This window comes from Microbacterium sp. SCN 69-37, from assembly GCF_001724435.1.
Classification (GTDB): domain Bacteria; phylum Actinomycetota; class Actinomycetes; order Actinomycetales; family Microbacteriaceae; genus Microbacterium; species Microbacterium laevaniformans.
Map to the genome: position 1 here is coordinate 13,216 of NZ_MEEL01000027.1, position 26,045 is coordinate 39,260.

23 protein-coding genes and 1 tRNA gene are annotated in these 26,045 nt (G+C 70.5%); 20 read left to right on the forward strand and 4 right to left on the reverse strand.

All coding sequences use genetic code 11. From position 1 onward, the window contains the following. Positions 1-28 precede the first annotated feature (28 nt). On the reverse strand, positions 29-589 hold the full coding sequence (locus ABS64_RS07660; protein WP_292682415.1) for a hypothetical protein: 561 nt from the start codon (positions 587-589) through the stop codon (positions 29-31). A 111-nt stretch (positions 590-700) separates the two neighbouring features. Here ABS64_RS07660 and mfd point away from each other — a divergent pair, with 111 nt between their 5' ends. Then, positions 701-4,327: a transcription-repair coupling factor gene (gene mfd / locus ABS64_RS07665; RefSeq protein WP_292682418.1), complete on the forward strand. Its 3,627-nt coding sequence runs from the start codon at positions 701-703 to the stop codon at positions 4,325-4,327. Positions 4,328-4,361: 34 nt separating this feature from the next. Here mfd and ABS64_RS07670 read toward each other — a convergent pair whose 3' ends face one another. Then, on the reverse strand, positions 4,362-5,801 hold the full coding sequence (locus ABS64_RS07670; RefSeq protein ID WP_292682421.1) for a basic amino acid/polyamine antiporter: 1,440 nt from the start codon (positions 5,799-5,801) through the stop codon (positions 4,362-4,364). A 115-nt stretch (positions 5,802-5,916) separates the two neighbouring features. Here ABS64_RS07670 and ABS64_RS07675 point away from each other — a divergent pair, with 115 nt between their 5' ends. Further along, entirely contained in the window at positions 5,917-6,516 is a 600-nt protein-coding gene (locus ABS64_RS07675) for a gamma carbonic anhydrase family protein (RefSeq protein WP_292682423.1), read from the forward strand. Between the two features lie 30 nt (positions 6,517-6,546). On the opposite strand, the gene ABS64_RS07680 is transcribed toward ABS64_RS07675, so the two are convergent. Next, the gene (locus ABS64_RS07680) at positions 6,547-9,219 is read right to left on the reverse strand and encodes a phosphoenolpyruvate carboxylase (RefSeq protein ID WP_292682426.1); all 2,673 of its coding nucleotides are present in this window, start codon (positions 9,217-9,219) and stop codon (positions 6,547-6,549) included. Between the two features lie 180 nt (positions 9,220-9,399). Between ABS64_RS07680 and ABS64_RS07685 the strand changes: the two genes are divergently transcribed. From ABS64_RS07685 to ABS64_RS07695, 3 genes are read left to right on the forward strand one after another with little or no spacing between them, the layout of a single operon-like run. After that, entirely contained in the window at positions 9,400-10,554 is a 1,155-nt protein-coding gene (locus ABS64_RS07685; protein WP_061683027.1) for a Na+/H+ antiporter NhaA, read from the forward strand. Continuing rightward, positions 10,518-11,255 carry a MazG family protein gene (locus ABS64_RS07690; protein WP_292682429.1) on the forward strand — a complete coding sequence of 246 codons (738 nt, stop codon included), beginning with the start codon at positions 10,518-10,520 and terminating at the stop codon, positions 11,253-11,255. The genes ABS64_RS07685 and ABS64_RS07690 overlap by 37 nt, the downstream gene beginning before the upstream one ends. A 31-nt stretch (positions 11,256-11,286) precedes the next feature. Further along, positions 11,287-12,558, forward strand: coding sequence for an ATP phosphoribosyltransferase regulatory subunit (locus ABS64_RS07695; RefSeq protein WP_292682508.1), 1,272 nt, complete (start codon positions 11,287-11,289; stop codon positions 12,556-12,558). On the opposite strand, the gene ABS64_RS07700 is transcribed toward ABS64_RS07695, so the two are convergent. Further along, entirely contained in the window at positions 12,519-12,779 is a 261-nt protein-coding gene (locus ABS64_RS07700) for a hypothetical protein (protein WP_292682432.1), read from the reverse strand. The two genes, ABS64_RS07695 and ABS64_RS07700, sit on opposite strands and share 40 nt — an antisense overlap. Here ABS64_RS07700 and ABS64_RS07705 point away from each other — a divergent pair. The 15 genes from ABS64_RS07705 (at position 12,741) to ABS64_RS07775 (ending at position 26,035) form a co-directional block, all read left to right on the forward strand. Next, positions 12,741-13,190, forward strand: a complete 450-nt coding sequence (locus ABS64_RS07705) for an MFS transporter (RefSeq protein ID WP_363331273.1) — start codon at positions 12,741-12,743, stop codon at positions 13,188-13,190. The genes ABS64_RS07700 and ABS64_RS07705 overlap by 39 nt on opposite strands. Positions 13,191-13,320: 130 nt before the next feature. After that, positions 13,321-14,103 (forward strand): SGNH/GDSL hydrolase family protein, encoded by a 783-nt coding sequence (locus ABS64_RS07710; protein WP_292682511.1) that lies wholly within the window; start codon positions 13,321-13,323, stop codon positions 14,101-14,103. Between the two features lie 71 nt (positions 14,104-14,174). Then, the gene (locus ABS64_RS07715) at positions 14,175-14,540 is read left to right on the forward strand and encodes a GntR family transcriptional regulator (protein WP_036284808.1); all 366 of its coding nucleotides are present in this window, start codon (positions 14,175-14,177) and stop codon (positions 14,538-14,540) included. Beyond that, the gene (locus ABS64_RS07720; RefSeq protein WP_036284811.1) at positions 14,537-15,544 is read left to right on the forward strand and encodes a DUF1648 domain-containing protein; all 1,008 of its coding nucleotides are present in this window, start codon (positions 14,537-14,539) and stop codon (positions 15,542-15,544) included. Before ABS64_RS07715 ends, ABS64_RS07720 begins: the two co-directional genes overlap by 4 nt. 43 nt (positions 15,545-15,587) lie before the next feature. After that, complete coding sequence (locus tag ABS64_RS07725) at positions 15,588-16,256, forward strand: O-methyltransferase (protein WP_036284813.1); 669 nt, start codon at positions 15,588-15,590, stop codon at positions 16,254-16,256. 109 nt (positions 16,257-16,365) lie between these two features. Then, positions 16,366-17,646 (forward strand): phosphopyruvate hydratase, encoded by a 1,281-nt coding sequence (gene eno, locus ABS64_RS07730; protein ID WP_061682933.1) that lies wholly within the window; start codon positions 16,366-16,368, stop codon positions 17,644-17,646. Between the two features lie 72 nt (positions 17,647-17,718). Continuing rightward, positions 17,719-18,246, forward strand: a complete 528-nt coding sequence (locus tag ABS64_RS07735) for a septum formation initiator family protein (protein ID WP_292682440.1) — start codon at positions 17,719-17,721, stop codon at positions 18,244-18,246. 86 nt (positions 18,247-18,332) lie between these two features. Continuing rightward, on the forward strand, positions 18,333-18,803 hold the full coding sequence (locus tag ABS64_RS07740) for a DUF501 domain-containing protein (protein WP_036284884.1): 471 nt from the start codon (positions 18,333-18,335) through the stop codon (positions 18,801-18,803). After that, positions 18,800-20,161: a S8 family serine peptidase gene (locus ABS64_RS07745; RefSeq protein ID WP_292682442.1), complete on the forward strand. Its 1,362-nt coding sequence runs from the start codon at positions 18,800-18,802 to the stop codon at positions 20,159-20,161. Before ABS64_RS07740 ends, ABS64_RS07745 begins: the two co-directional genes overlap by 4 nt. Before the next feature lie 56 nt (positions 20,162-20,217). Then, positions 20,218-21,654, forward strand: coding sequence for an FAD-dependent oxidoreductase (locus tag ABS64_RS07750; protein WP_292682516.1), 1,437 nt, complete (start codon positions 20,218-20,220; stop codon positions 21,652-21,654). Between the two features lie 83 nt (positions 21,655-21,737). Further along, a tRNA-Leu gene (locus tag ABS64_RS07755) sits at positions 21,738-21,810 on the forward strand. Positions 21,811-21,917: 107 nt separating this feature from the next. Further along, positions 21,918-23,150, forward strand: a complete 1,233-nt coding sequence (locus ABS64_RS07760; RefSeq protein ID WP_292682445.1) for an alanine racemase — start codon at positions 21,918-21,920, stop codon at positions 23,148-23,150. After that, on the forward strand, positions 23,147-24,460 hold the full coding sequence (locus ABS64_RS07765) for a D-arabinono-1,4-lactone oxidase (RefSeq protein ID WP_292682447.1): 1,314 nt from the start codon (positions 23,147-23,149) through the stop codon (positions 24,458-24,460). The genes ABS64_RS07760 and ABS64_RS07765 overlap by 4 nt, the downstream gene beginning before the upstream one ends. Before the next feature lie 107 nt (positions 24,461-24,567). Then, positions 24,568-25,134 carry a LemA family protein gene (locus tag ABS64_RS07770; protein WP_005052555.1) on the forward strand — a complete coding sequence of 189 codons (567 nt, stop codon included), beginning with the start codon at positions 24,568-24,570 and terminating at the stop codon, positions 25,132-25,134. Between the two features lie 13 nt (positions 25,135-25,147). After that, positions 25,148-26,035, forward strand: coding sequence for a M48 family metalloprotease (locus ABS64_RS07775; RefSeq protein ID WP_292682454.1), 888 nt, complete (start codon positions 25,148-25,150; stop codon positions 26,033-26,035). The last annotated feature ends 10 nt before the right edge of the window (positions 26,036-26,045 follow it).

A 26,045-nucleotide genomic window follows, 5' to 3' on the forward strand; every position in this document is an offset into this window, starting at 1 on the left:
TCGGGAGGTGTTCGGTGGTCGGGGAGCGTCAGGAGTAGGTGGGGATCGCGGCGACGACGCCGGCAAGGACGGCGAGCACGACCGCGATGGCATAGACGATGGGGCCCGCCGCCGCGACGATCACGGCGCCGATGCCCTGCCCGCGTCCCCGCCGGCTCGCGATGGCGACGATCCCCTGGATCAGAGCCCAGATGCCGAGGACGGTTCCGCTCCAGAATCCGATCTCGGCCCACAGCACGAGCCCGCGCACGGGACTCAGCAGGGCGAGGGTCTGATCGTCGGAGAGATGCTCCAGCGGCCTGGTCGATGTCAGACCTGCGTGGGCGACGGCTCCCGACGCGGCGGCGAAGCTCGTGGTGGCGCTGAGCACCGAGGAGAACGCGACGGCGCAGACCGCGACGATCACCGCGATCGTACCGAGAGCCTTCGAGGTGGTCGGCGCGGGCGGCGTCACCGATGGCGGCAGGTAGACCGGGGGAGCACCCGGCACGGGCTGGACGTAGCCGCCGGTCGGCCATGCGGGTCCGCCGGGTCCCGGAGCTCGCGTCACGGCGGGCGGTACGGGGGCGTGCTGCGGGTTCTCGCTCACCTGCTCATCCTAGGGACAACCCCGGTGAGAACAGGAGCCACATCGTGGCGCACCCCTCACGCGGGGCCGGCGGGCGAAGCGCGTGTCGGTGGGGCGCCGTAGACTCGTTCGGTGACAGTTTCCGGGATCGTTCGCGCCCTCCTTCAGGCGGACGTGGTCCGCGATTCGGTCGAGTCGGCGCTGTCAGACGCCGATTTCTCGATGATTCCGGGGCTGGACGCGCCGCTGCTGGCCGCGCTGCTGGATCGTCGGCGCGCGGCGGGTCTGCCGGGCGTGTTGTTGGCCGTGGCTCCCACGGGGCGCCGGGCGGAGGCGCTCGGGGCGGCGTTGTCCGACGTCATCCCGGATGCCGAGGTGCTGCACTTTCCGGCCTGGGAGACGCTTCCGCACGAGCGGCTGAGCCCCTCGCCCGAGACGGTCGGACGCCGCCTGGCTCTGCTGCGTGCCGTCGCGAGCTGGGACGGACGACGCCCGCTTGTCGTGACCGCCTCCGTGCGCAGCGCCCTTCAGCCCCTCGCGGCCGGACTCACCGACGCGGGTGTCATCGCACTGTCGGTGGGCGGACGCGGATACGACCTCGATGGCGTCACGCGCCGCCTCGTGGATCTGGCCTACCACCGGGTCGACATGGTATCCCGCCGCGGCGAGTTCGCCGTTCGCGGCGGCATCCTCGACGTCTTCCCGCCGGCGGCCGACCATCCGTATCGGGTCGAGTTCTTCGGCGACGAGATCGATCAGATCCGCGCGTTCTCCGTCGCCGACCAGCGCTCTCTGCCCGGAGAGATGACAGACATCACCCTCCTGCCCAGCCGCGAGCTGCTGTTGACGCCCGAGGTCCGGGAGCGCGCGGCGGCGCTGCGCGAGCGCTTCCCCGGTCTGCGAAGCATGCTGGAGAAGATGAGCGAGGGGATCCCCGTGGAAGGAATGGAATCCCTCCTGCCCGTGCTCGCCGACGCCGTGGTGCCGCTCATCGACTACCTGCCGTCCGGTGCGGCGGTCGCACTCGTCGATCCGGAGCGTGCCGTCGGCCGCGCCATGACCCTGGGCGAGACCAACCGCGAGTTCCTCGAGGCGGCGTGGAGCGCCGCCGTCGCCGGCGCCGACACCCCGATCGACCTGGGCTCCGGAGACTTCCTCACCCTGCCCGAGCTGCAAGCGGCGGCATCGGCCCGCTCCGGCGTGTGGTGGACGCTCAGCGGCTTCGATTCGGGTGAGGCGGATGCCGCGGCCGACCTCGCCGGTCTCGCCTCGGCACCCCGCAGCGATGTCGTCCGTGTTCCCGGCTCGGCGGTGCCGTCCTTCCAGGGCAACGTCGACGGCGCGACCGCGCACGTCGCACAGCTGCTCGCCGAGGGGTGGCGTGTCGTGGTCGCGGCCTCGGGTGTGGGACTGGTCGATCGCGCCCGCGACGTGCTCACCGAGCGGGGCATCGCCGCGCGCAGCGTCGACGGGCTCCACGATGCTCCGGAAGCGGGCGTCGCCGTCACGGTCGTCGGAGCGTTGGAGAGCGGCTTCGAGCAGCCCGAGGCGCGACTGGCCGTGCTCACCGAGGCGGAGTTCTACGGCCGCACGATCGGCGCCGACAGCCGGGTCGTGAAGAAGCTCGCCTCCCGTCGCCGCAACGTCGTCGACCCGCTGCAGCTGAAGGCGGGCGACATCGTCGTGCACGCCACCCACGGCATCGGCCGCTTCGTCGAGCTGGTGCAGCGCGAGGTCTCCAGCGGCGGCCGCAACGCGGTCAAGACCACACGCGAGTACCTCGTGCTCGAGTACGCCCCCTCCAAGCGCGGGCACCCCGGCGACAAGCTCTTCGTCCCCACCGACCAGCTCGATCTGCTGAGCAAGTACGTCGGCGGCGAAGCGCCCACGCTGTCGAAGATGGGCGGCAGCGACTGGGCGGCGGCCAAGGGCAAGGCCCGAAAGGCCGTGCGCGACATCGCCGTCGAGCTGGTCAAGCTCTACTCCGCGCGCATGGCCGCCAAGGGCTACGCGTTCGGTCCGGACACGCCGTGGCAGCGTGAGCTGGAAGAGGCGTTCCCCTTCGCCGAGACTCCCGACCAGCTGCAGACCATCGAGGAGATCAAGGCCGACATGGAGCGGCCGATCCCGATGGACCGCCTGCTCTCGGGCGATGTCGGCTTCGGCAAGACCGAGGTCGCGGTGCGTGCCGCCTTCAAGGCGATTCAGGACGGCAAGCAGGTCGCCATGCTCGTGCCCACGACGCTTCTGGTCAAACAGCACCTCGACACGTTCACCGAGCGGTTCGCAGGCTTTCCCGTGAAGGTGCGTCCGCTTTCGCGGTTCCAGTCCGACAAGGAAGCGCGCGAGATCGTCGCGGGCCTTCTGGAGGGCAGCGTCGACATGGTCATCGGGACCCACCGCATCCTCACCGAGAAGGTCGCCTTCAAAGACCTCGGACTCATGATCATCGACGAGGAGCAGCGGTTCGGCGTCGAGCACAAGGATGCGCTGAAGAAGCTCAAGACGAATGTCGACATCCTCGCGATGAGCGCGACCCCCATCCCGCGAACACTCGAGATGGCCGTCACCGGCATCCGCGAGATGTCGACGCTGCAGACGCCGCCCGAGGACCGGCATCCGATCCTCTCCTACGTCGGGCCCCGCAGCGACAAGCAGATCGCCGCGGCGATCCGCCGGGAGCTGTTGCGCGAGGGGCAGATCTTCTACGTCCACAATCGCGTGCAGTCGATTCAACGCGTCGCCGCCCAGCTCGCCGAACTGGTACCCGAGGCGCGGATCGCCGTCGCCCACGGTCAGATGGGCGAGCACGCACTCGAAGAGGTCGTGGACGGCTTCTGGGAACGGCGCTTCGACGTGCTCGTCTCGACGACCATCATCGAGACCGGCCTGGACATCTCCAACGCCAACACGATCATCATCGACCGCGCCGACAAGTACGGCCTCAGCCAGCTCCACCAGCTGCGCGGGCGCGTCGGCCGGGGCCGGGAGCGCGCCTACGCCTACTTCCTCTACGACGAGATGAAGCCGCTGTCGGAAACCGCCGCCGATCGCCTGGAGACCATCGCCGTCAACAACGACCTCGGCAGCGGCATGCAGGTCGCCCTGAAGGACCTCGAGCTGCGCGGTGCCGGAAATCTCCTGGGCGCCGAGCAGGCCGGCCACATCGCCGGCGTCGGCTTCGACCTCTACCTGCGCATGATCGGCGAAGCGGTCGCGACGTTCCGCGGCGACGAGGTGGACGGGCCGACCGAGCTGCGCCTGGAGCTGCCGATCGACGCGCGCCTGCCCGAGAGCTACATCGACAGTGAGCGGCTGCGTCTGGAGGCCTACCAGAAGCTCTCCGCAGCGGCCTCGCCCGATGCGCGCACGCGCGGCGGGGATGCCGGGTCCTCCACCGACCCGATCGACCTCGTGATCGAGGAGCTCACAGACCGCTACGGCACGCCGCCGCGCGAAGTCGACGGGCTCGTCGCCATCGCGCGCCTGCGCCGCCGCGCCGCCGTCGCGGGCCTCAGCGACGTCGTCGCGATGGGGCCGAACCTGCGGGTCGTGCCGGCACCGGCATCCGATTCTCTGCGCGTGCGGCTGCAGCGGCTCTATCCGAAGTCGAAGGTGCTCGCGGGCGGCGAGGCGATGGTCGTTCCGCTGCCGACCGCGGCGGGGGAGCCGCTCGGAGACGGCGATCTCATCGCCTGGGTCGCTCAGCTCATCGACCAGCTCTACCCGCTCCCGGTCGCGGAGGCCGTCGAAGCCTGAGCGCGCTCTCCGGCCATCCGCCGGTGGCCCGCGCTCAGACGGTGATCGTCCCGAGCGCCAGCAACACGGCCGTGGCGATCGCCGCCGCGCCCGCGACGGCGAAGACGACCACCTCCCACGGGGTGAACACGCGCTCGCCGTTCCGACGTCGGGCGAGGGCGAACAGCAGGGTCCCGGGGACGAGCACGAGCGTCGCGAGCAGCAGGTACTGGCCGCCCGCCGCTGACAGGAGGAAGATCGTGTACCCCGTGGCGCAGACGGCGACCACAACCGCGCCGGCGACGCGCAGTGACGGCGCCGACCGGACATCGGCGAGCGCGACGCACAGGCCGTAGCCCGCCGTCAGCACGTAGGGGATGAGCGCGAACGCGCTCGTCAGGCTGAGGGCGACGTCGAACGCGTTCGTCGAGAAGAGCACCACGATCAGGAGCACCTGCACGAGCAGCGTGGACATCGTGAGCGCGCCGACGGGGACGTCTCGGTCGTTGGTGCGGGCGAATACCGGGGGCAGGTCGCCGTCGCGTGCGGCGACGAGCAGGACCTCCGCCGCCATCAGCGTCCAGGAGAGGTACGCCCCGAGCACCGCGACGATCAGGGAGACACCGACGAACCCGGCTCCCCACGGCCCGACGACCTCGGCCAGCACCCCGGCCATGGAGGGCTGCGCCAGCGCCGCGATGCGCTCGCGCGGCAGGATGCCGAACGACACGATCGTGACCGACAGGAAGATCGCCAGGACGCTGACGAATCCCAGCACCGTCGCCCGTCCCACATCGCGCCGACGGCGGGCATGCCGGGAGTAGGCGCTGGCGCCCTCCACCCCGATGAAGGCGAACACCGTCACGAGGAGGGTCCCGCGCACCTGGTCGTACAGCGGCAGGTCGGAGGGGCCGGAGATGTTCGCTGCGAAGACGGCGGGGTCGAACGCGAACAGGCAGAGGAAGACGAACGCGACGATCGGCAGCACCTTGGCGACGCTCACGATGCGGTTCACGGCGGCGGCCTCGCGCGTGCCGCGGCGCACGAGGAGGAAGAACACCCAGAGGCCGGCCGACGAGACCGCGACGGCTACGGGCGTGTCGCCCCCGGCGACGGCGGGAACGACCGCGCCCACCGTCGACATGATGAACACCCAGTAGAAGACATTGCCCGCGCACGCGCTCGCCCAGTAGCCGAACGCGGAGAGGAACCCCAGATAGCGCCCGAAACCGGCGCGCGCGTAGGAGTAGACCCCGGCATCCAGCTCGGGGCGCCGGGCGGCGAGGCGCTGGAAGACGAGCGCCAGCATGAACATCCCCGTGCCCGCCACGGCCCACGCGACGAGGGAGCCGACGACGCCGGTCTGCGCCGAGAACGTGCCGGGCAGCGAGAAGACACCCGCGCCCACCATCGAGCCGACGACGAACGTCGACAGGGTGAGGGGCGGGACGGTCGCGGGTGCGGGCGCGGACCGGGCGACGACGGAATCTGACACAGCGGAACTCTCCGGCCGCGGACACAGTCGGCGCGGCCTGTAACACCCTAACGGCGGTGCGCCGGGCCTCGACGTCGCCCCTCGCGCGTCCTAGGGTGAGGGCGGGAGGACGATCATGCAGTTCGAACACCTCGGGGTGCGCCCCCGTATCCATCCCGACGCGGTGATCGCGCCGACCGCGGTGATCTCGGGGGATGTCGAGATCGGCGCCGGCTGCCAGATCCTGCACGGCGCGGTGCTGACGGCCGAGGGTGGGCCGATCACGCTCGGGGCGCACGTCATCGTGATGGAGAACGCCCTGATCCGGGCGAGCGCCGCTCATCCCGTGCACATCGGCTCGCACGTCCTCGTCGGGCCCACCGCGAGCATCTCGGGTGCGACGGTGGGCGACGAGGTCTTCCTCGCCACCGGGGTCCGCGTCTTCAACGGCGCCCGCATCGGCGATCGCGCCGAGGTGCGCATCGGTGCGATCGTGCACCTGCGCACGGTCGTACCGCCGGATGCCGTGGTGCCGATCGGATGGGTCGCCGTGGGCGATCCCGCTCAGATGCTGTCGCCCGATCGTCACGAGGAGATCTGGGCGTTGCAGAAGGAGCTGGACTTCCCGGGGTTCGTCTTCGGTCTGGATCGGGAGACGCCCGATCTCATAGTCCAGCTCACCGAACGCTACGGCGCGGCGCTCGCGCGCCACGCAGACGACCGCCGCGTGGACTGAGCCCCCGCGGCGATCGTCATCGGGGCGCGATCACCCCGTGTTCTGCAGTCCGGCAGAGACGCCGGAGACGCTCAGCAGCAGCAGACGTTGCCACTGCGGCAGGTCGGCCTCGTCGTGCTCGCCCGTGCGGAGCGTCCGCAGGGCACGCAGCTGGAGCAGCGAGAGCGCATCGACGTACGGGCTGCGCATCTTGACGGCGCGCTGCAGGACGGGCTTGTTCGACAGGAGCTCGTCACCCCCGACGATGCGGACGACCCAGTCGCCGGTGAGCTGCAGCTCCTCCACGACGAGGTCGGCCAGATCCGCGCGGTCACCGAGGTCGAGGTAGCGGCGCGCGATGCGACCGTCGGCCTTCGCGAGGCTCATGCCGACGTTGTCGATGACGGTGCGAAACAGCGGCCACTCGGCGTACGCCCGACGCAGCAGGTCGACATCTCCGACGGCCTCCAGCGCGGAGCCCAGGCCGAACCAGCCGGCCAGGTTGATGCGGGCCTGCGACCATGCGAAGACCCAGGGGATGGCGCGAAGGTCTTCGAGGGACTCGACCGACAGGCCGCGTCGAGCGGGACGTGAGCCCAGCGCCAGCAGACCGATCTCCTCCATCGGCGTCACGGTCGCGAACCACGACGCGAATCCATCGGCCTTGACCAGCGAGAAGAACCGCGCACGCGAAGCGGCATCCATCGTCGCCGCGACCTCGGCGTAGCGCTCGGCTGCGGCGCTGTTGCGCTTTTCGATCGACGGAGCGGAAGCGAGCAGGACGGCGGCGGCGACCTGGTCGATGTGACGCATCGCGATGTTGGGGTCGCCGTAGCGCGCGAAGATCACCTCGCCCTGTTCGGTGAGCTTGAATCGTCCGTCGACCGAGTGCGGAGGCTGCGCCAGGATGGCCGAGTTGGCCGGTCCGCCGCCGCGACCGAGCGCGCCGCCGCGTCCGTGGAAGAGGGTGAGGTGGATGCCGGACTCCTTGGCCCACGCGGCGATCTTCGCCTGTGCCTCGTAGAGCGCGAGGTTGGCGGCGACGGGGCCGACGTCCTTCGAGGAGTCCGAGTAGCCGAGCATGACCTCGAGGCGCCGGTCGGTGGCTTCCAGCCGTGCGGCGAACTGCGGGTGATGGACGATCTCGGCCATGATGCCGGGCGCGGCCTGCAGATCGGCGAAGGTCTCGAACAGCGGAATGACGTCGAGGACCGGAACGGTACCCCCGGGCCCGACCGCCAGGCGCGCGAGCTCGTGCACGGCGGCGAGGTCGGCGGCGGACTGCGTGAACGAGACGATGTAGCGGCCGGCGGCGCGCGGTCCGTAGCGGTTCTGGATCTGCGCGATTGTGCGGAAGACCTCGAGGACCTCCTCCGCCTGCGTGCTCAGCGGCTCACCGCTGGCAGCTTCGGCGAGCACCTTGGCGTGGACGGCGGAGTGCTGGCGCACCTCGAGTTCGGCGAGGTGGAAGCCGAACGTCTCCACCTGCCACAGCAGCTGCTGGAGGTGTCCGTACGCCTGGCGCGGGGCACCCGCATCGACGAGGGACTGCTGCACGGTGCGCAGATCGGCCAGCAGCGCGTCGGGGTCGCGATACGCGAGATCGGCGTCGCGCTTGCGCGTGGCGGTGATCCGGCGGGCGATCAGCAGCATCGTGCGCTTGTGCGGCTCGACCTTGGCGCGCTTGGCGGCATCCGCGGCACCGTCCTCGTCGGCGTCCGCCAGACGCTGCAGCAGGCCGAGCAGCTCCGCGGTGGGCGGGGTCGTGTCCTCGGACAGCGTGAGCGTCTTGGCGATCCGCACGGCGGAGCGCTCCAGGCCCAGCAGGATATGCTCCGCACCGATCGACGCGGCCTTCTTCGTGACGGCCGCGGTCACGAACGGGTTGCCGTCGCGGTCGCCGCCCACCCACGTGCCGAGGCGGACGAAGGGACGGATGACGGGTGCCCGGCCGCCGGCAGCGGGTCCCTGCAGCGCATCGTCGACGCGCCGGTAGACGTGAGGGACGGCCGTGTAGAGAGTCTCGTCGAACACCGCCATGATGGCACGCACCTCGTCGACCGGCGTCGGCTTCTCCGCCCGCAGCGGCGCCGTGCGCCAGAGCGTGTCGATCTCCTCCAGCATGCGCCGCTCCGCACGCCGCTCGTCCGCGCCGCCGTCGAGCGAGGCATCGCGCTCGGTGAGCAGAGTCACCAGACGTCGGATGCTGGTGGAAACCGCGCGACGGCGCGCCTCGGTGGGATGAGCCGTGAACACGGGGTGAAAGCGCATCGCCTGCAGACGGGCGAGGGCGGTGTCGTCGCCGACCTCCGCCGCCAGGCGCACGAAGGCCGCGGCCACCGAGTCGGCCGCGTCCTCTCGCTCAGGGCGCCCGTCGCGCTCGCGCAGGACACGCACACGCTGGTGCTCCTCGGCGAGGTTGACGAGATGGAAGTAGACCGTGAACGCACGGGCGACCTCGTCGGCGCGCTCCACGGAGAAGGACTCGGCGATCTGCGCCGCCCGCTCGAAGGCCTCCGCTGACTCATCGCTGTACGCGGCGATGGTGGCCAGGCGCAGTCGCTCGACGTCGTCGTAGAGCCCTGGGGAGCCGCTTTCGCGCAGGACACGACCGAGCAGAGCGCCGAGCATCCGCACGTCGGCACGGAGGCGCTCCGGCAGTTCGTTCTCGGCCTCATCGCGGCCGACGAGGTCGATCGCTTCGGTTCGGGTGAGTTCGCGCATGAGACCACGGTAATGGCACGGTGTTTCACATTTGTCACGGGGTAGGCTGACAGGGCGGGGTGACGACGTTTTATGACACCCCGACTGCGACGCGACGGCTCCGTATGCTCTGCGCGTCGTCGGACGGTGTGCCGGGAAGCCTGGTCGGCAAGTCCCGTTCGTCGACCCTCCGGAGTGACCGTGTCCTTGTTGCGATCTGCCCGCTTTCCCGCCGTTCTGCTTCTCGTCGCCGCCTCGATCGGCCTGGTGCTGGCCAATAGCGCGGCTGCGCCGATCGCCTTCGCCGTCGCCGACGACGCGCACATCGGCATTCCGGGTGTCATCGATCTGTCCGTGCGCCACTGGATCTCCGACGGCCTGCTCGCCGTCTTCTTCTTCGTCGCCGCGGTCGAACTGCAGTTCGAGCTGACGAGCGGTCAGCTGGCCTCCCCGCGACGCGCCGTGCTGCCCGCCATCGCCGCGGCCGGCGGCGTGATCGTGCCCGTGGTGCTGTATGTGCTGATCGCCGGCGGGGAGGCGACCAGCGCCGGATGGCCCATTCCCACAGCCACCGACATCGCCTTCGCGCTGGGAGTGCTCGCCGTCTTCGGTCGAGGTCTGCCCTCCGGAGTGCGCATCTTCCTCCTTGCGCTGGCCATCTTGGACGACATCGTCGGGATCGTCTTCATCGCGGTGCTGTTCACGGCCGACGTCGACTTCGCCATGATGCTGCTCGCGCTGGTGTTCGTCGTCGTTTTCGCCGCCTGCAGCCGGCTCCTCGACACCCGTGCCCGTCCTGTCGCCGTCGTCGGTCTCGTCGCGAGCGCGATCGGCACCTGGTACGCGGTGCACGAGTCGGGCGTGCACGCGACAATCGCGGGCGTCGTGCTCGGGCTGGCGATGGCCCAGCAGCCCGCTCTGCGGGCACGACACGCACTCGAACCGTGGGTCAACGCGATCGTGCTCCCGCTGTTCGCGCTGTGCGCGGCCCTGGTCGCGATCCCCGCCGTGTCTGCCGGAGAGCTCTCGCCGGCCTTCTGGGGAGTCTTGGTCGCCTTGCCGGTCGGCAAGATCATCGGCATCGCCGTGGCGGGCGCCCTGGCGCAGCACCTCCTGCGGGTTCCGAAGACCGACCGGCTCGCCGGCGGCGACCTTCTCGCGGCGGGCGCCCTCGGCGGTATCGGCTTCACCGTGTCGCTGCTGCTCAGCGAGCTCGCGTTCTCCGGGGCGCCGGACATCCGCGATCAGGCCACTCTCGGGGTGCTTGCCGGCTCGGCGCTCTCGCTCGTGATCGCCGGGATCCTCGTATCGTGGCGGGCATGGCATCATCGACGCCGGAGCACGGCGACCGTCTGAGTCCGATCGATTCGGCGTCGACCTCCACCGGCGACGCCCTGCGACGCGCCGCCGACGTCATGGCAGCAGTGCGGGCGCGATGCGTGTGGTCGGCGCGGATCACGCACGAGGACCTCGTGCCGTACCTCGTGGAAGAGGCGGCCGAACTGATCGACGCCGTCGAAGCCGGCACGCGCGCCGATCTGCGCGAGGAACTCGGTGACCTGCTCTGGCAAGTGCTGTTCCACGCCGCGGTGACGGCGGACGCGACGGAGGATCCCTTCGACATCGATGACGTCGCCGATGCGCTCGCCGAGAAGATGATCCGGCGGCATCCGCACGTGTTCGGGGATGCCGTCGCCACCACCCCCGAAGAGGTGCTCGTCCACTGGAATGCCGCGAAGACCGCCGAAAAGCGCGACCGGCGATCGGTGCTCGACGGAGTCTCGGCCCACATGCCCTCCCTCGCGCTGGCGCAGAAGCTGCTGGGCCGCGCCGCCGCGCTCCCGTTGTCGTCGTCTCGCACGCCCGGTGGGCAGGACCGGACGCCCGTGGGCGCCCAGAGCGAGGAGGAGCTGGGGGAGGCGCTGCTCGGGCTCGTGTCGCTCGCGCAGGAGCGTGGGTGGGATGCCGAGCGGGCGCTTCGGGTCAGGATCCGAGGTCTGGAGGACGAGGTGAGGGCCGTCGAGGCCTCGTCGGCATCCGACGACCTGGAAGAATGATCGCGTGGCATCCGTGAACCCGCCGCGCGGAATGCGCGACTTCCTCCCCGCCGACAAGACCCGTCGCGAGCGCGTGCTCGCCGTCATCCGTGAGCGCTACCGCGCGCACGGGTTCGATGAGATCGAGACCCCGGTGATGGAGGACTACGACCGGCTCCACGCGGGCATCGGCGGCGACAATGAGAAGCTCGCTTTCAACGTCCTCAAGCGGGGACTGGATGCCGACGCGATCCGCGCCGCAGCCGACGACGCGGCCGCACTCAGCGACCTCGGCCTGCGTTACGACCTGACCGTGCCCCTGGCGCGCTTCTATGCGACGCACCGCGCCGAGCTGCCGTCGGTCTTCCGCGCCATCCAGATGGCGCCGGTGTGGCGTGCCGAACGGCCGCAGAAGGGCCGCTATCGCCAGTTCGTGCAGTGCGACATCGACATCATCGGTGACGCGACGGGCCGCGCCGAGGCGGAGCTTCTGGTGGCGAGCCTCGATGCGCTCGATGCGCTCGGCCTGGTCGGCGGCAGCATCCGCATCAACGACCGCCGCGTGCTCGACTGGATGCTCGGCAGCTTCGGTTTCGCCGCGGAGGAGCGTGCCGGCGTACTCATCACCATCGACAAGCTGGACAAGATCGGTGCCGAGGGCGTCGCCGCCGAGCTTCGTGAGCGGGGTGCCACGCCGAACGCCGTCGACGCCTTCGACGCCTTCCTGCGTCGACCGCGGACGCGTGAGTACCGTCCGTACGGGGAGGGGCACATCCTGAAGGCGCTGCCCGAGGGGGCGCCCGCCGACATCGTGGCCGACCTCGTGGCGATCGGCGCGGCGGTGTCGGCGGCCCGCGCGGTCTCTGCGGACGACGCGCAGGCCGCTCCGCTCGTGTTCGATCCGTTCCTCGTGCGCGGGATGGGGTACTACACCGGCACCATCTTCGAGCTCGCCCACCCGAGCGTCACGTACTCGCTCGGCGGGGGCGGTCGCTACGACGGGATGATCGGACGCTTCCTGGGCCAGCAGGTGCCGGCGGTCGGGTTCTCCCTCGGCTTCGAGCGCATCGTCGACCTCCTGGAGGATGCCGACGACGCGGGCATGTCGACCATCGTCCTCGTGCACGAGCGCGACGTGCCGGTGGGTGAGCTCCTCGCGCTCAAGGCCGCACTGGTCGCCGAGGGGGCGCGGGTGCGTGTGGAGCAGCGCACGAAGAACCTGAAGGCGCTGCTGGAGCGTGCTGCCGCCGACGGGTATTCGTCCTTCGCGACGGTGGTGGCGGGTCAAGCGCGGGAGGCGCTGGAGATCAAGCCGCTCGGCTGAGACGGCGCGGGGGTCGATCCGGACAGCACCGGCTCCTCGGCGGCGTAGCGGGCGAGCACGTCGAGTCGGCGCGCCGTCGCCGCATCCTGCGGGCGGAACCAGACCACTCGCTGTCCGCTGGCCTCGCCCGTCCAGAGGCTCGTCATCTGACGGCGGGGCTGCTCCTGCTGCCGTTCGCGGTCGTGTTCGCGGTCGTATCTCTCTCGCTCGTGCCGATCCAACGCCGGCTCGGCGTGCGCACACTCGTCTGGGGTGTGGCGCTGCAACTCGTCGCCCTCGTCGGGTTCCTCCTCGTTTCGTTCATCGCGTGGGGGCCGTCGCTGATCTGGTGGGCGCAGCCTGCGCTCGTGCTGCTCGGCGCGGGGCAGGCGCTCGTGTTCTCGCCGCTGACCCAGGCGGTGGTTCGGGAGGTCCCCGTCGAGGCGGCGGGTCTGTCGGGCGGCATGTTCAGCACCGTCCAGCAGCTCGCGCTCTCGCTCGGCGTCATCGCAATCGGGGCCGTCACGACGGCGACCGGGTGGAGCGGGCGCGAGGAGGTGGTGGCGGGCTTCGTGCTGGACGCCGTCCTCGCCTGCGGCGTTCTCGCGGTCGCGCTCGTCCTCACGGCAGCGGCCGGGCGCGGGCATCGCTGAGCCCGGCGTCCGTGGCAGGGCACGGCCCGTCACCTTCCGTCCACCCGACGGGAGCGTGTCGTTCACCCGGGGGGAGTGTGATCTGTCCGTGGCATCGCGTTCGCACCGTCGGCGTGCTCTCCGCCCGCGCGTGGCGACGAGCGCGGCGCTCGCCGGCGCGGTCGTGGCCGGTGCGTTCGCCGCGCGGAGCGTGCTGACGCGTCAGGCCGCCCTTGCGCGGCTGCGCATCGGCAAGCCGCTCGGCGAGAGCGCGTTGGAGGCCGACCGCGTGTGGCGGCCGAAGCTCGCCGGCGCGCCGCTCGAGCTGCTGGTTATGGGTGACTCGATCGCGGCCGGCCTCGGCGCGCAGCGGCCCAAAGACGTCCTGGGGGCGCGGCTGTCCAAGGGCCTCGCCGACTTCCTGCATCGGCCGGTGCGCCTTCGCACCGTCGCGGTGGTGGGTGCCGAGTCGAAGGATCTCGCGGACCAGCTCGATCGCCTTCCCCCGGACTATCGGGCGGATGCCGCGGTCATCATCGTCGGAGGCAACGACGTGACGCATCGCACGCCGGTCTCGCAGGCGGCGGGTGATCTCGAGGCGGCCGTGCGGCGCCTGGGCGACGCGGGTGCGTCCGTCGTCGTCGGCACCTGTCCCGACCTGGGGGCGTTGCGATCCGTGCCCCAGCCCCTGCGGGCGCTGGGGGCTCAGGCCTCGCGACAGCTCGCCCACGCGCAGGCCGCTGCGGCCCGCCGCGCCGGAGCCCGCGTCGTCTCACTTCGCCGGGCTGTCGGTGCGATGTTCATCGAGAACCCCGACGACATGTTCAGCGTCGATCGCTTCCACCCCAGCGCACTCGGCTACCGGCGCACGGCGGATGCGCTGCTCCCGGAGATCGTCGCGGCGCTCGCCCAGGGCGTGCGCACTCGGGGGTAGTCGGGGGCCGTCGAGACGCTTGCCTACGCAAACTGTTCTATTTGTCATAGAATTGTTGTCGGGAGGCCGACATGCTGATCCGCACCGACGCGACGAGCGACGTGCCGCTGTTCGCACAGATCGCGGCATCCGTCCGGGCGGATGCCGTCGCACGTCGCCTCCGCCCCGGTGATCGCCTGCCCTCGGCCCGCGAGGTGGCGTCGGCCCTCGGCATCAACCTGCACACGGTGCTCCACGCCTATCAGCAGCTGCGGGACGAGGGGCTCGTCTCGATGCACCGTGGTCGCGGCGCCGTCGTGACGGCGGCGGCGGACCGTCTGGCTGAGCTGCAGCCTGACATCGCCGACATCGTCGCCCGCGCTCGCGAGCGCGGGCTGTCCCGGCAGGCACTCGCCGCCCTGATCCACCACACGTCCGACTCCGAGGAGTCACCATGACCACGCCACGACCGCGCGCCGTCTCCCGCTTCGTCCTCGTCGCCGTCGCGGTCCCGGTCGTCGTCATCGCGGGCGCCGTGCTGCTGCAGCTCGGCGCCCGCGATGCGCTGCCCGACCCGATCGCGATCCACTGGGGCGCGGACGGCGCGCCCGACGGGTTCGGCGCGCCGTGGGTGACGGTGTTGGCGACCGTGCTGGTGGGTCTCGGTGTGCCCCTGCTGATCGCGGCATCCGCTGTGAACGGGCTGCGCCGGGGCGATCGCGGCCCGACCTATCGGCTGATGGGCGCCCTCGCGGCGGCGATGTCGGCCGGCGCGGGCGTGCTGATGACGTCGTCGGTGCTGATCCAGCGCGGGCTGGCCGATGCCGCTGCCGGGCCGTCCCTGCTGCCGTGGCTCGTCCTGGCCGGTCTCATCGCGATCGGCGTCGGTGTCGCCGGCTGGCTGGTCCAGCCCGATGTGCGTCTGCCCGCGACGGGGAGCATCGCGACGATGGATCCGCCCTTGACCGACGGGGAGCGGGCGGTGTGGTTGCGCAGCGTCCACCTCGCGCGGGCGGGAGTGGTCGTGCTGTGTGCGGCGTGGGCTCTGCTGGTCGTTGTCGCCGTGATCACCCTCACGGTCCGCGCCGGCGCGACGGTCGCGACGATCCTCGCCCTCCTCATCGCCGTGATGGCCGCCGTCATCGCTGCGACCGCGGTCTTCCACGTCCGTGTCGACGAGACGGGGCTGACCGTGACCTCCGCGACGGGCTTCCCTCGGTTCCACGTTCCCGTCGCCGAGATCGAGCGGGTCGAAGTCGTCGAGGTCAGCCCGATGGGGGAGTACGGCGGCTGGGGTCTGCGTTGGGCGCCGGGCGGAGGCTTCGGCGTCGTGCTGCGTGCCGGAGCGGGGATCCGCGTCCACCGCACCGGTGGCAAGGTCTTCACCGTGACCGTCGACGACGCCGAGACGGATGCGGCGCTGCTGTCGGCCGAGCGCGAACGCACCGACCGCGAGCGATGAACCCGCCGTTGACCCCTCCGCGCCGAGCGGGTTTGCTGGGTGCATGACGGACCTTTCCCTCGCTGCGGCCCACGCGGTCGACCGCTATCTCGTCGATGCGCTGATCGGCGCGGATGCCATGCTCGACGCTGCCGTCGCCGACCAGCGCGCGGCCGGCATGCCCGCCATCGAGGTGGCGCCCACCGGCGGCAAGCTCCTGTGGCTGCTCGCCCGGGTCAGCGGCGCCCGCCGCGTGCTCGAGATCGGGACGCTGGGCGGGTATTCGACCATCTGGCTGGCCCGCGGCATCCCCGACGAGGGCCGTGTCGTGACGATCGAGGCGGAGCCGCGCCACGCCGACGTGGCGCGCGCGAGCATCGACCGTGCGGGAGTGGGGGAGCGCGTCGAGATCCGCATCGGACGCGGTGCGGAGGTGCTGCCCACCCTGGCGGAGGAGGCCCCGTTCGATCTCGTGTTCATCGACGCCGACAAGGAATCCAACACGGTGTACCTGGACTGGGCGGCGCGACTGGGCCGGCCCGGCACTCTCGTCGTCATCGACAACGTGGTCCGGGGCGGCCGAGTGGCGGATGCCGAGGACGAGAACCCTCAGGTGCGCGGCGTGCGTGCAGGGTTGGAGATGCTTCGAGACGATCCGCGCTTCACGGCGACGGCGCTGCAGACGCTCGACGCGAAGGGCTGGGACGGGATCGCGCTCGCGCTGGTCGTTTGATCCGGTGCCCGACGTATGGCGGCGGTACCCGGGTCACTAGACTCGAACGCGGAGCGGGAACACACCCGTGACGCTCCGAGATTTATCCTCCACAAGCAAGGAGTCCCCTGTGGCACTGATCGAGGCTGTAGGCGCACGCGAGATCCTGGATTCGCGTGGCAACCCGACCGTCGAAGTGGAGGTGCTGCTCGACGATGGCATCGTCCAGCGCGCGGCCGTCCCCTCCGGCGCGTCCACCGGCGCCTTCGAGGCGTACGAGCTGCGCGACGGCGACAAGAGCCGGTACGGCGGGAAGGGCGTCCTGAAGGCGGTCACCGCCGTCATCGATGAGCTCGGCCCGGCCATCGAGGGCGTCGAGGCGAGCGAGCAGCGCGTCATCGACGAGATCCTCATCGCCACCGACGGCACGGAGAACAAGTCGCGCACGGGCGCCAACGCCATCCTCGGCGTCTCGCTCGCGGTGGCCAAGGCGGCGGCCGACAGCGCCGACCTGCCGCTGTTCCGCTACCTCGGCGGACCGAACGCGCACGTCCTGCCCGTGCCGCTGTTCAACGTCATCAACGGCGGTGAGCACGCCGACAACGGCATCGACTTCCAGGAGTACTTCCTCGCGCCGATCGGCGCCGAGACCTACGGCGAGTCGCTCCGCTGGGGCACCGAGGTCTACCACGTCCTCAAGGGCGAGCTGAAGGCGGCGGGCTACAACACCGGCCTCGGTGACGAGGGCGGCTTCGCGCCCGACCTGCCCAGCAACCGCGAGGGCCTCGACTTCCTCATCAAGGCCATCGAGAAGGCCGGCTTCACCCCCGGCAAGGACGTCGCGGTGGGTCTCGACGTCGCGGCGACCGAGTTCTACAAGGACGGCGTGTACACGGTCGAGGGCAAGGCCTGGTCGGCCGAGAAGCTGACCGACTACTTCGCCGACCTCGTCGCCAACTACCCGGTCGTCACGATCGAGGACGCCCTCGCCGAGGACGACTGGGAGGCATGGAAGCACCTCACCGATGCCATCGGCTCGAAGGTCCAGCTCGTCGGTGACGACCTGTTCGTGACCAACCCGGTGCGCCTGCAGAAGGGCATCGACCTCGGTGTCGCGAACGCTCTGCTCGTGAAGGTCAACCAGATCGGCACGCTGTCCGAGACGCTCGACGCGATCTCGCTGGCCACCCAGAACGGCTACCGCTCGATGCTGTCGCACCGCTCCGGTGAGACCGAGGACACGACCATCGCCGACCTGGCCGTCGCGGTCAACGCGGGTCAGATCAAGACCGGCGCGCCCGCCCGCAGCGAGCGCGTCGCGAAGTACAACCAGCTGCTGCGCATCGAGGAGGAACTCGGCGACGCCGCGGTCTTCGCCGGTCGCGGCGCGTTCCCGCGCTTCAAGGCCTGAGGGTGCTGGAGATTCGCTGAGCGATTCGGGGCGCCTCCCGTCGCACGTCCGCGTGCCACGTAGGCTGGTCCCATGACGAGAGAGGGAGCCGTGCGCACTGCGCCGGCTCCCTCTTCCGCGTCCCGCACGTCGGGCGGACGCCGGGGGTCGGGCCGTGTGGACGTGCGCGCCTGGGCCGGCGGCATCCGCTTCTCGGCCTTCACCGCGATCATGCTGGGCCTGGTCGTGTTGGCCGTCTTCACGCTGGTGCCCACCGTCGGCACGTATCTCGGCCAGCGTCAGCAGATCGCGGCGCTGGCGCACTCGGTTCAGGTGAGCGAGGCGGATGTGGCGACCCTGCAGCAGCAGAAGAACCGTTGGAACGACCCTGCGTACGTGACCTCCCAGGCGCGGGAGCGACTGTATTACGTGCGACCGGGCGAGGTCGTCTATCTCGTCGACAACGATCTGCCCGCCACCGCGATGCCCCCGACGCAGGCCGCCGTGAGCGCTCAGGTGCAGGAGACCCGCACCGACTGGATGGCGCAGCTGGTGCGCTCGGTCGCCGGGGCAGGTCTGGCTCAGACGGCGGCGGTGCCCCCGGCCGCGCCCGCCGGCTGATCCAGCGGTCGGTCAGCGCGCCCCGGTAGCCTTGACGGGTGCCGCATCCCCCTCTCAGCCCCGCTTCCGCCGCCGACCTCGAGGCCATGCGGTCCCAGTTGGGGCGTCCGATGCGTGGCGTCGTCGGCATCGCGGCGCGTTGCGCCTGCGGCAACCCGACGGTTGTCGCCACAGAACCGCGGCTTCCCGACGGCACACCGTTTCCCACGTTCTACTACCTCACCCATCCCGGGGCGACGGCCGCGATGTCGGCATTGGAGGCGAACCAGGTGATGCCCGAGCTGGCCGCCCTGCTCGCCGACGATGAGGACGTCGCCGCCGCGTATCTGGCGGCGCACGAGGCGTACCTGTCCGATCGAGCGGTCTACGGCGACGTGCCGGAGATCGCCGGCATCTCCGCGGGCGGGATGCCGACGCGGGTGAAGTGTCTGCATGCCCTGGCGGGGCACGCGTTGGCCGCCGGAGCCGGCGTGAACCCGATCGGCGACCTCGCGCTCGCGCGCGCCGAGTGGTCGCCCGAGCGCTGCACGTGCGCCCAGCCGCGGAGCGCGGTGTGAGCGCTCGGCGGCGGCGTGTCGTCGCCGTCGTCGCGGCCGTGCTGATCGCGCTGGGCGGGCAGGCGGCGGGTGCGGCGAGCATTCCCGCGGTCGCCGTCGCCGCTGGCGACCCTGCCCCGACGGCTCCCGCCGGGCCGTCGGCCCTCGCCGCGACGGCACCTCCGCCGGGAACGGGCGATCCCGCCCGCGCGGCGGAGTACTGGCTCGACGAGTACGGCATCCGGCAGGCCTGGCAGACCACCCGCGGCAAGGGGGTGACGATCGCTGTCATCGACACCGGCATCGGCCGATCCCCGGTCGAGTTCTCCGGTGCGGTCGTCGGGGGAGCGGACTTCTCCGGAGCCGGGTCGTCGGACGGGCGCACCCCGGTCGGGGCTGTCGATGCCAACCACGGCAGCTGGGTGGCCTCGTTGGCGGCCGCCCGCGGAACCGGTGCCGACACTGGGATGATCGGCGTCGCCCCCGAGGCGAATCTGCTCTCGCTGTCGATCGGATTCGGCGCGGCATCCTCGGTGCCGTTCGTGCAGCAGGTCGCCGATGCGATGAAGTGGGCCGTCGATCACGGCGCCGACATCATCAACCTCTCGTTCACGACGAACACCCTGACCTGGGACCCGTCGTGGGACGATGCCTTCCAATACGCGTTCGACCACGACGTCGTGGTCGTGGTGGCCGCCGGAAACAAGGGCAGCGGTACCGAAGAGGTGGGCGCGCCGGCGACCATCCCCGGGGTGCTGACCGTCGGCGGTGTCAACCGTGCCGGCGCTGCCAGCGAACAGGCCTCGACGCAGGGCATCACCATCGGCATTTCCGCGCCGAGCGAGCAGCTGCTCGGCGTCTCCGCCGACGGGCAGCTCGTCGTCTGGGACGGCACGAGCGGGGCCGCGCCGATCGTGGCCGGCATCGCCGCGCTCGTGCGTTCGGCCCATCCAGAACTGGATGCCGACAACGTCATCAACCGCATCATCAAGACGGCGCGGCCGGCCGCCGCGGCGACCAAGGTGCCCGACGAGAAGTACGGCTACGGGCTCATCGATGCGAACGCCGCGGTGAGCGCGTCGGTCCCAAGCGTCGACAGCAACCCGATGGGAAGCCTCTCCGACTGGATCCGGCTGTACCGTCGCGCCGACGCCGGTCCCCAGCCCACCCCGACCTCCTCGCCCGTCACCATTGAACAGCTGCCGGCGGCCGAGACACTGGATCGACGTTCCCCGCTGCTGCCGAGCGTCGACACCCTCCTCTACGGCACCGTGCCGCTCGTGGGGGTGACCCTGACGGCTATACTGGTCGCGCTCGGTGTCACTGCTGCTGCCCGGCGCATCAGATCGGAGCGCGCACCTCGTACTCCGAGCCGTTGATTCAAGGAGTGCTTCCACCTGTGACTCACACAGAGACCAGCACGGCTGCGCGTGCCGTGCCCAAGATCCTCATCGTCGGTGGCGGTTACGCCGGCTTCTACACGGCGTGGAAGCTCGAGAAGCACCTGCGCAAGGGTGAGGCCGAGGTCACGATCGTCGACCCGCTGCCGTACATGACGTATCAGCCCTTCCTGCCCGAGGTCGCGGCCGGTGAGATCGAAGCTCGTCACGTCATCGTGGGCCTGCGTCGGCACCTGAAGAAGACGCGTGTCGTCACCGCCAAGGTCACCGGCATCGACCACGCCACCCGCACGGCCACCATCACGCCGGCCGTGGGCGACGCGTGGCAGGAGAGCTACGACCAGATCGTGGTGACCGCCGGTGCTGTCTCGCGCACCTTCCCGATCCCCGGCATCGCCGAGAACGCGATCGGCCTGAAGACGATCGAGGAGGCCGTCGCCGTCCGCGACCGCATCCTCACCAACTTCGACCGTGCGGCGAACCTTCCCGCCGGTCCCGAGCGCGACCGCCTTCTGACCGTCGTGGTCGTCGGTGGCGGATTCGCGGGCATCGAGGTGTTCGCGGAGACCCGCGCTCTCGCCTCTTCGCTGCTGAAGGACTACCCGCAGCTGCGCTTCGAGGACACGCACTTCCACCTCGTCGAGGCTATGGGACGCATCATGCCCGAGGTGTCGCTGAAGACGAGCGAGTGGGTGCTCAAGGACCTCGCCAAGCGGGGCGCCAACGTGCACCTCGACACCCAGGTCACCGGCGCCGTGGACGGCAACGTCGAGCTCTCGACCGGTGAGGTCCTCCCGACCGATCTGATCATCTGGACCGCCGGCGTCATGGCCAACCCCACCGTCGTGCGGGGCAGCGACCTGCCGGTGGAGGAGCGCGGCCGCATCCGCACCCGTGCCGACCTGCGCGTCGGCACGGCGGACGAGGTCGTCGAGGGTGCGTGGGCGGCCGGTGACGTATCCGCCGTCCCGGACCTCACGGGCAAGGGCGTCGGCGGCTATTGCGTGCCCAACGCGCAGCACGCTGTCCGTCAGGCCAAGCTGCTCGCGAAGAACCTGGTGGCCGTCCTCCGCGACGAGCTGCCCCGCGAGTACATCCATCACAACCTCGGTGCCGTCGCCGGCCTGGGACTGTACAACGGTGTCTTCCAGTCGCGAAACATTGCGCTCAAGGGCTTCATCGCGTGGTGCGCGCACCGCGGCTACCACGGTCTGGCCATGCCCTCGTGGGAGCGCAAGTGGCGCGTGATCGGCGACTGGTGGCACAACTTCTGGCTCCGCCGCGACAACGTGTCGCTGCAGACCGTCCAGAACCCCCGCTACGTGTTCGAGGAGTTCGCCTCCCGTCCGCGTCCGGCGGCCCCGGCTGCTGCCCCGGCGGCACCGGCGATCGACCCGAAGTCGGTCGCCGCCGAGAAGACCGGGGGCGCGGCCGAACCCAAGGTCGAGGAGAAGGCCACCGCCGCCAGCTGAACCGCGGTTCGCACGTCATGAACCCCCACCCGCCCCGGCGGTGTGGGGGTTTCGTGCGTGTGGCGTCGCTACCCTGGTAGCGGGCCCCCGTAGCCCAATGGCAGAGGCAGGCGACTTAAAATCGCTTCAGTGTCGGTTCGAGTCCGTCCGGGGGTACTCCCGCCGATGCGCGTCAGCCGGCCGAAAGATCCCTCGAGTTCCACTGCGGATGACACCCCGTGTCATCTAGGCTGGTGCCCTCACGAGCGAAGGAGCCCGAACCGATGAGCCTGGACCTCCTGAGCCTTCCCCCCGCCACCGGCCCGGGCTGGGATGATCCGGCGGCGTTCTGGGCGGCGAGATCGGCGGCGGTCTCGGCAGTGTCCGGACCCGTGGCCGCCATCGACCTCGATGCGCTCCGGTTCAACGCGATGGATCTCGTGGTCCGCTCCGCGGGTGTGCCGATCCGCGTGGCCAGCAAGTCGATCCGCGTCCGTGAGGTCCTGGACGCCACCCTCGCGATCGGGGGTTACCGCGGCATCCTCGCCTTCACGCTTCCCGAGGCGCTCTGGCTCGCGCGCGTGCACGACGACATCGTGCTCGGATATCCCAGCGTCGACCGGGCGGCGCTGGAGCGGCTCGTCCACGACGACGACCTCGCGCGTCGGGTCACCCTGATGATCGACGACCCTGCGCAGCTGGATGCGGTGGATGCCGTCGCCGCTCCCGCCTCTCGCGCACGCATCCGTGTCGCGATCGATGCGGACGCATCGTGGCGGGCACCCGTGCTGGGCCACATCGGCGTGCGTCGCTCGCCTGTGCACGAACCGGCGGAAGTCGTGCGGCTTGCGCGCTCCATCGTCGCCCGTCCCGGTTTCGAGCTGGTCGGCCTGATGATGTACGAGGCACAGATCGCCGGACAACCCGACCACACCGGTTCCGGCGACGGTGTCATCCGCTGGATGCAGCACCAATCACGGGACGAGCTCGTCGCCCGGCGGGGAGCGATCGTGGCGGGGCTGCGTGAGATCACGCACCTGGAGTTCGTCAACGGCGGCGGCACCGGCTCATTGGAGTACACGGCAGCCGACCCGGCCGTCACCGAGACGACGGCCGGCAGCGGGCTGCTCGCCGGTCACCTGTTCGACGGCTACCGCGCTTTCATGCCGGCGCCCGCCGCAGCCTTCGCGCTCGAGGTCGTGCGCAAGCCGCTCGAGGACATCGCCGTCGTCCTGGGAGGCGGATGGATCGCGTCGGGCCCGCCCGTCGCCTCTCGCCAGCCCCGCCCGGTGTGGCCGACCGGGCTCAAGACCCTCGCGCGGGAGGGCGCCGGGGAGGTGCAGACGCCCCTGCAGGGCGAGTCGGCGCGCCGCCTTCGCGTGGGCGACAGGGTCTGGTTCCGCCACGCGAAGAGCGGTGAGCTGTCCGAGCGCGTCGACCGCTACCAGCTCACCCTCGGCGAGAGCCTCGTCGGCGAAGCCGCCACCTACCGCGGCGAAGGGAAGAGCTTCCTGTGACACGACCCGGCGGCACATGGCAGAACTGGGCACGCACCGAGAGCGTGCGCCCGCAGCTGGTCGAGTACCCCACGACGATCGAGGCGGTGCGCCGTTCCGTTCGCGCCGCCGGCGCTCGCGGGCGCGCACTCAAGGCCGTGGGAGCGGGACACAGCTTCACGGGAATCGCGGCGGCTCCGGGAACTCTGCTGGATCTGAGCGACCTCAGCGGTGTCGTTGCCGTCGATCGCGAGCGCGGGCGTGTGCGCCTGCTGGCCGGCACGCGACTGCATCGCATTCCGGCGCTGCTCGCGCCCCACCGTCTCGCGATGGCGAACCTCGGCGACATCGATCGTCAAACCATCGCCGGAGCGCTCTCGACCGGCACCCATGGCACCGGTCTCGGTCACGGGGGACTGGCGACCCAGGTCGTGGGTGCCACGCTCGTCACGGCGGATGGAGAGCTGCTCACCGTCGACGACGAGAACGAGCCCGACCTGCTGCCTGCCGTCGCGCTCGGTCTGGGCGCCCTCGGCATCCTCGTCGACGTGACGCTCCAATGCGTGCCGGCGTTCGCGCTCGGCGCACAGGAACAGCCCGAACCTCTCGACGCCGTCGTGGACGACCTCGATGCGCGCGTCCGCGGCGTCGACCACTTCGAGTTCTACTGGTTTCCGCACACCACTGTCGCCCTGACGAAGACGAACACCCGGATGCCGACAGATGCGCCGACGGCCCCGCTGTCGCCCCTGTCGCGCATGCTCGATGAGCGGATCGTGGGCAACGGCGTGCACCAACTGGTGTGCAGCGCCGGTCGGCTCGCCCCGCCGCTCGTGCCGGCGATCAATCGGCTGTCCGCCCGGGTGTGGGGGGATCGGCGGTTCTCCGATGCATCGCATCGCGTGTTCACCACGCAGCGCAGCGTGCGCTTCCGTGAGATGGAGTACGCCGTGCCGCTGGACGAGCTGGCGTCGGCGTTTCGTGAGGTGCGCGACCTCGTGGACGCGTCGGGGTGGCGCATCGAGTTCCCGATCGAGGTGCGGGTGGCGCCCGCGGACGACCGGTGGCTCTCGACGGCCTACGCGCGTGACAGCGGCTACATCGCCGTGCATCGATACTGGCGCGCCGACCACCGTGCCTATTTCGCCGCCGTCGAGGAGATCATGCGCGCCCACGCCGGCCGGCCGCACTGGGGAAAGCTGCACACGCTCGATGCGGCGGCTCTGCGCGAGCGGTATCCGCGCTTCGACGACTTCCTGACTCTGCGCGACCGCCTCGACCCCACGCGCATGTTCCGCAACGCCTATCTCGACCGCGTCCTCGGCGCGTGAGGGTCTGTCTCGCACCTGTGCAGATGGGGAACCGCTGGGAGTGCTGGCCGCGGCGGATGACGTGGCCCCTCCCGCCGATAGGATGATCCTCAGTCGATGGGAGTCGTATGGAATGGCTGATCCCGGTCCTGATCGTCGTCGCTCTGGTGGTGATCGCCGGAATCTATCTCTGGGCGACCTACAATTCGTTGGTCGCGCTCGGTGTGCGCGTCGACGAGGCGTGGAGCGACATCACCGTGCAGCTGAAGAGGCGCGCTGATCTGCTGCCCAATCTCATCGAGACGGTCAAGGGGTACGCGGCGCACGAGAAGGCGGTCTTCGAGAACGTCACCCGCGCCCGCGCGGAGACGCTCACCGCCGGCTCACCCGCCGAAGCCGGCGTGGCCGAAGGCCACATGCAGCAGGCGCTGAAGTCGCTGTTCGCGGTCGCCGAGGCGTATCCGCAGCTGCAGGCGAGTCAGAACTTCCTCCAGCTGCAGCAGTCGATCGTCGACACCGAGGACAAGATCCAGGCGTCCCGTCGCTTCTACAACGGCGGCGTGCGCGAGCTGAACACGAAGATCAAGGTGTTCCCGAACAACATGTTCGCGCGCAACCTCGGCTTCCACGAGCGGGAGTTCTTCGAGGTCGTCGACGGCGCCGCCATCGCCGAGCCGCCGCGCATCCAGTTCTGATCGGGCGCGCGGCATGTACTCCGCGATCGCCCGCAACAAGCGCAACACCTGGCTGATCATGGCCGGCTTCATCATCGTCCTCGGACTGATCGGCCTGGCGGCGGGATGGCTCGCGGGCAACAACTGGTGGATATCGGCGTTCGTGCTCCTGGGGGCCACGGGCTACGCGACCGTGCAGTATTTCGTCGCCGACCGCGAAGCCCTCGCGCTGTCGGGTGCGCAGGAGGTGACGCGCGAGGAGGCTCCGCGCTATTACCGGATCGTCGAGAACCTGTGTCTGACGACGGGCACCCCCATGCCGCGGCTCTATGTCGTCGAGGATGCCGCGCCCAACGCCTTCGCGACCGGACGCACGCCAGAGCGCGCGGCGATCACGGTGACGACGGGCCTGTTCGAGCTCATGACGGATCGTGAACTCGAGGGGGTGCTCGGGCATGAGCTCGGGCACATCCGCAACTACGACATCCGCGTCACGCTCGTGGTGTTCGGTCTCGTGGTCGCCGTGGGGCTCGTGGCGGACATCCTCTTGCGGATGGCCTTCTTCGGGGGCGGCCGGCGCGGCGGAAACAGCCAGTCCCAGCTCTTCTTCCTCATCTTCGGCCTGGTCGCCGCGATCGTGGCGCCGCTGCTGGCCGCGGTCGTCCAGGCAGCCATCTCGCGCCAGCGCGAATACCTCGCCGATGCGACCAGTGCTCTCACCACCCGCGACCCCGACGGCCTGGCATCTGCTCTTGCGAAGCTGGGGGAGTACGGCCGACCGCTCGCCAAGGCGAACACGTCGATGGCTCACCTCTGGATCAGCGACCCGCTTCGACCCGGTGCGATGGAGCGCCTGTTCGCCACGCATCCACCGATCCCGGATCGCATCGCCCGTCTGCAGGAAATGGGCGGACGGTTCTGAGTTCTAGACT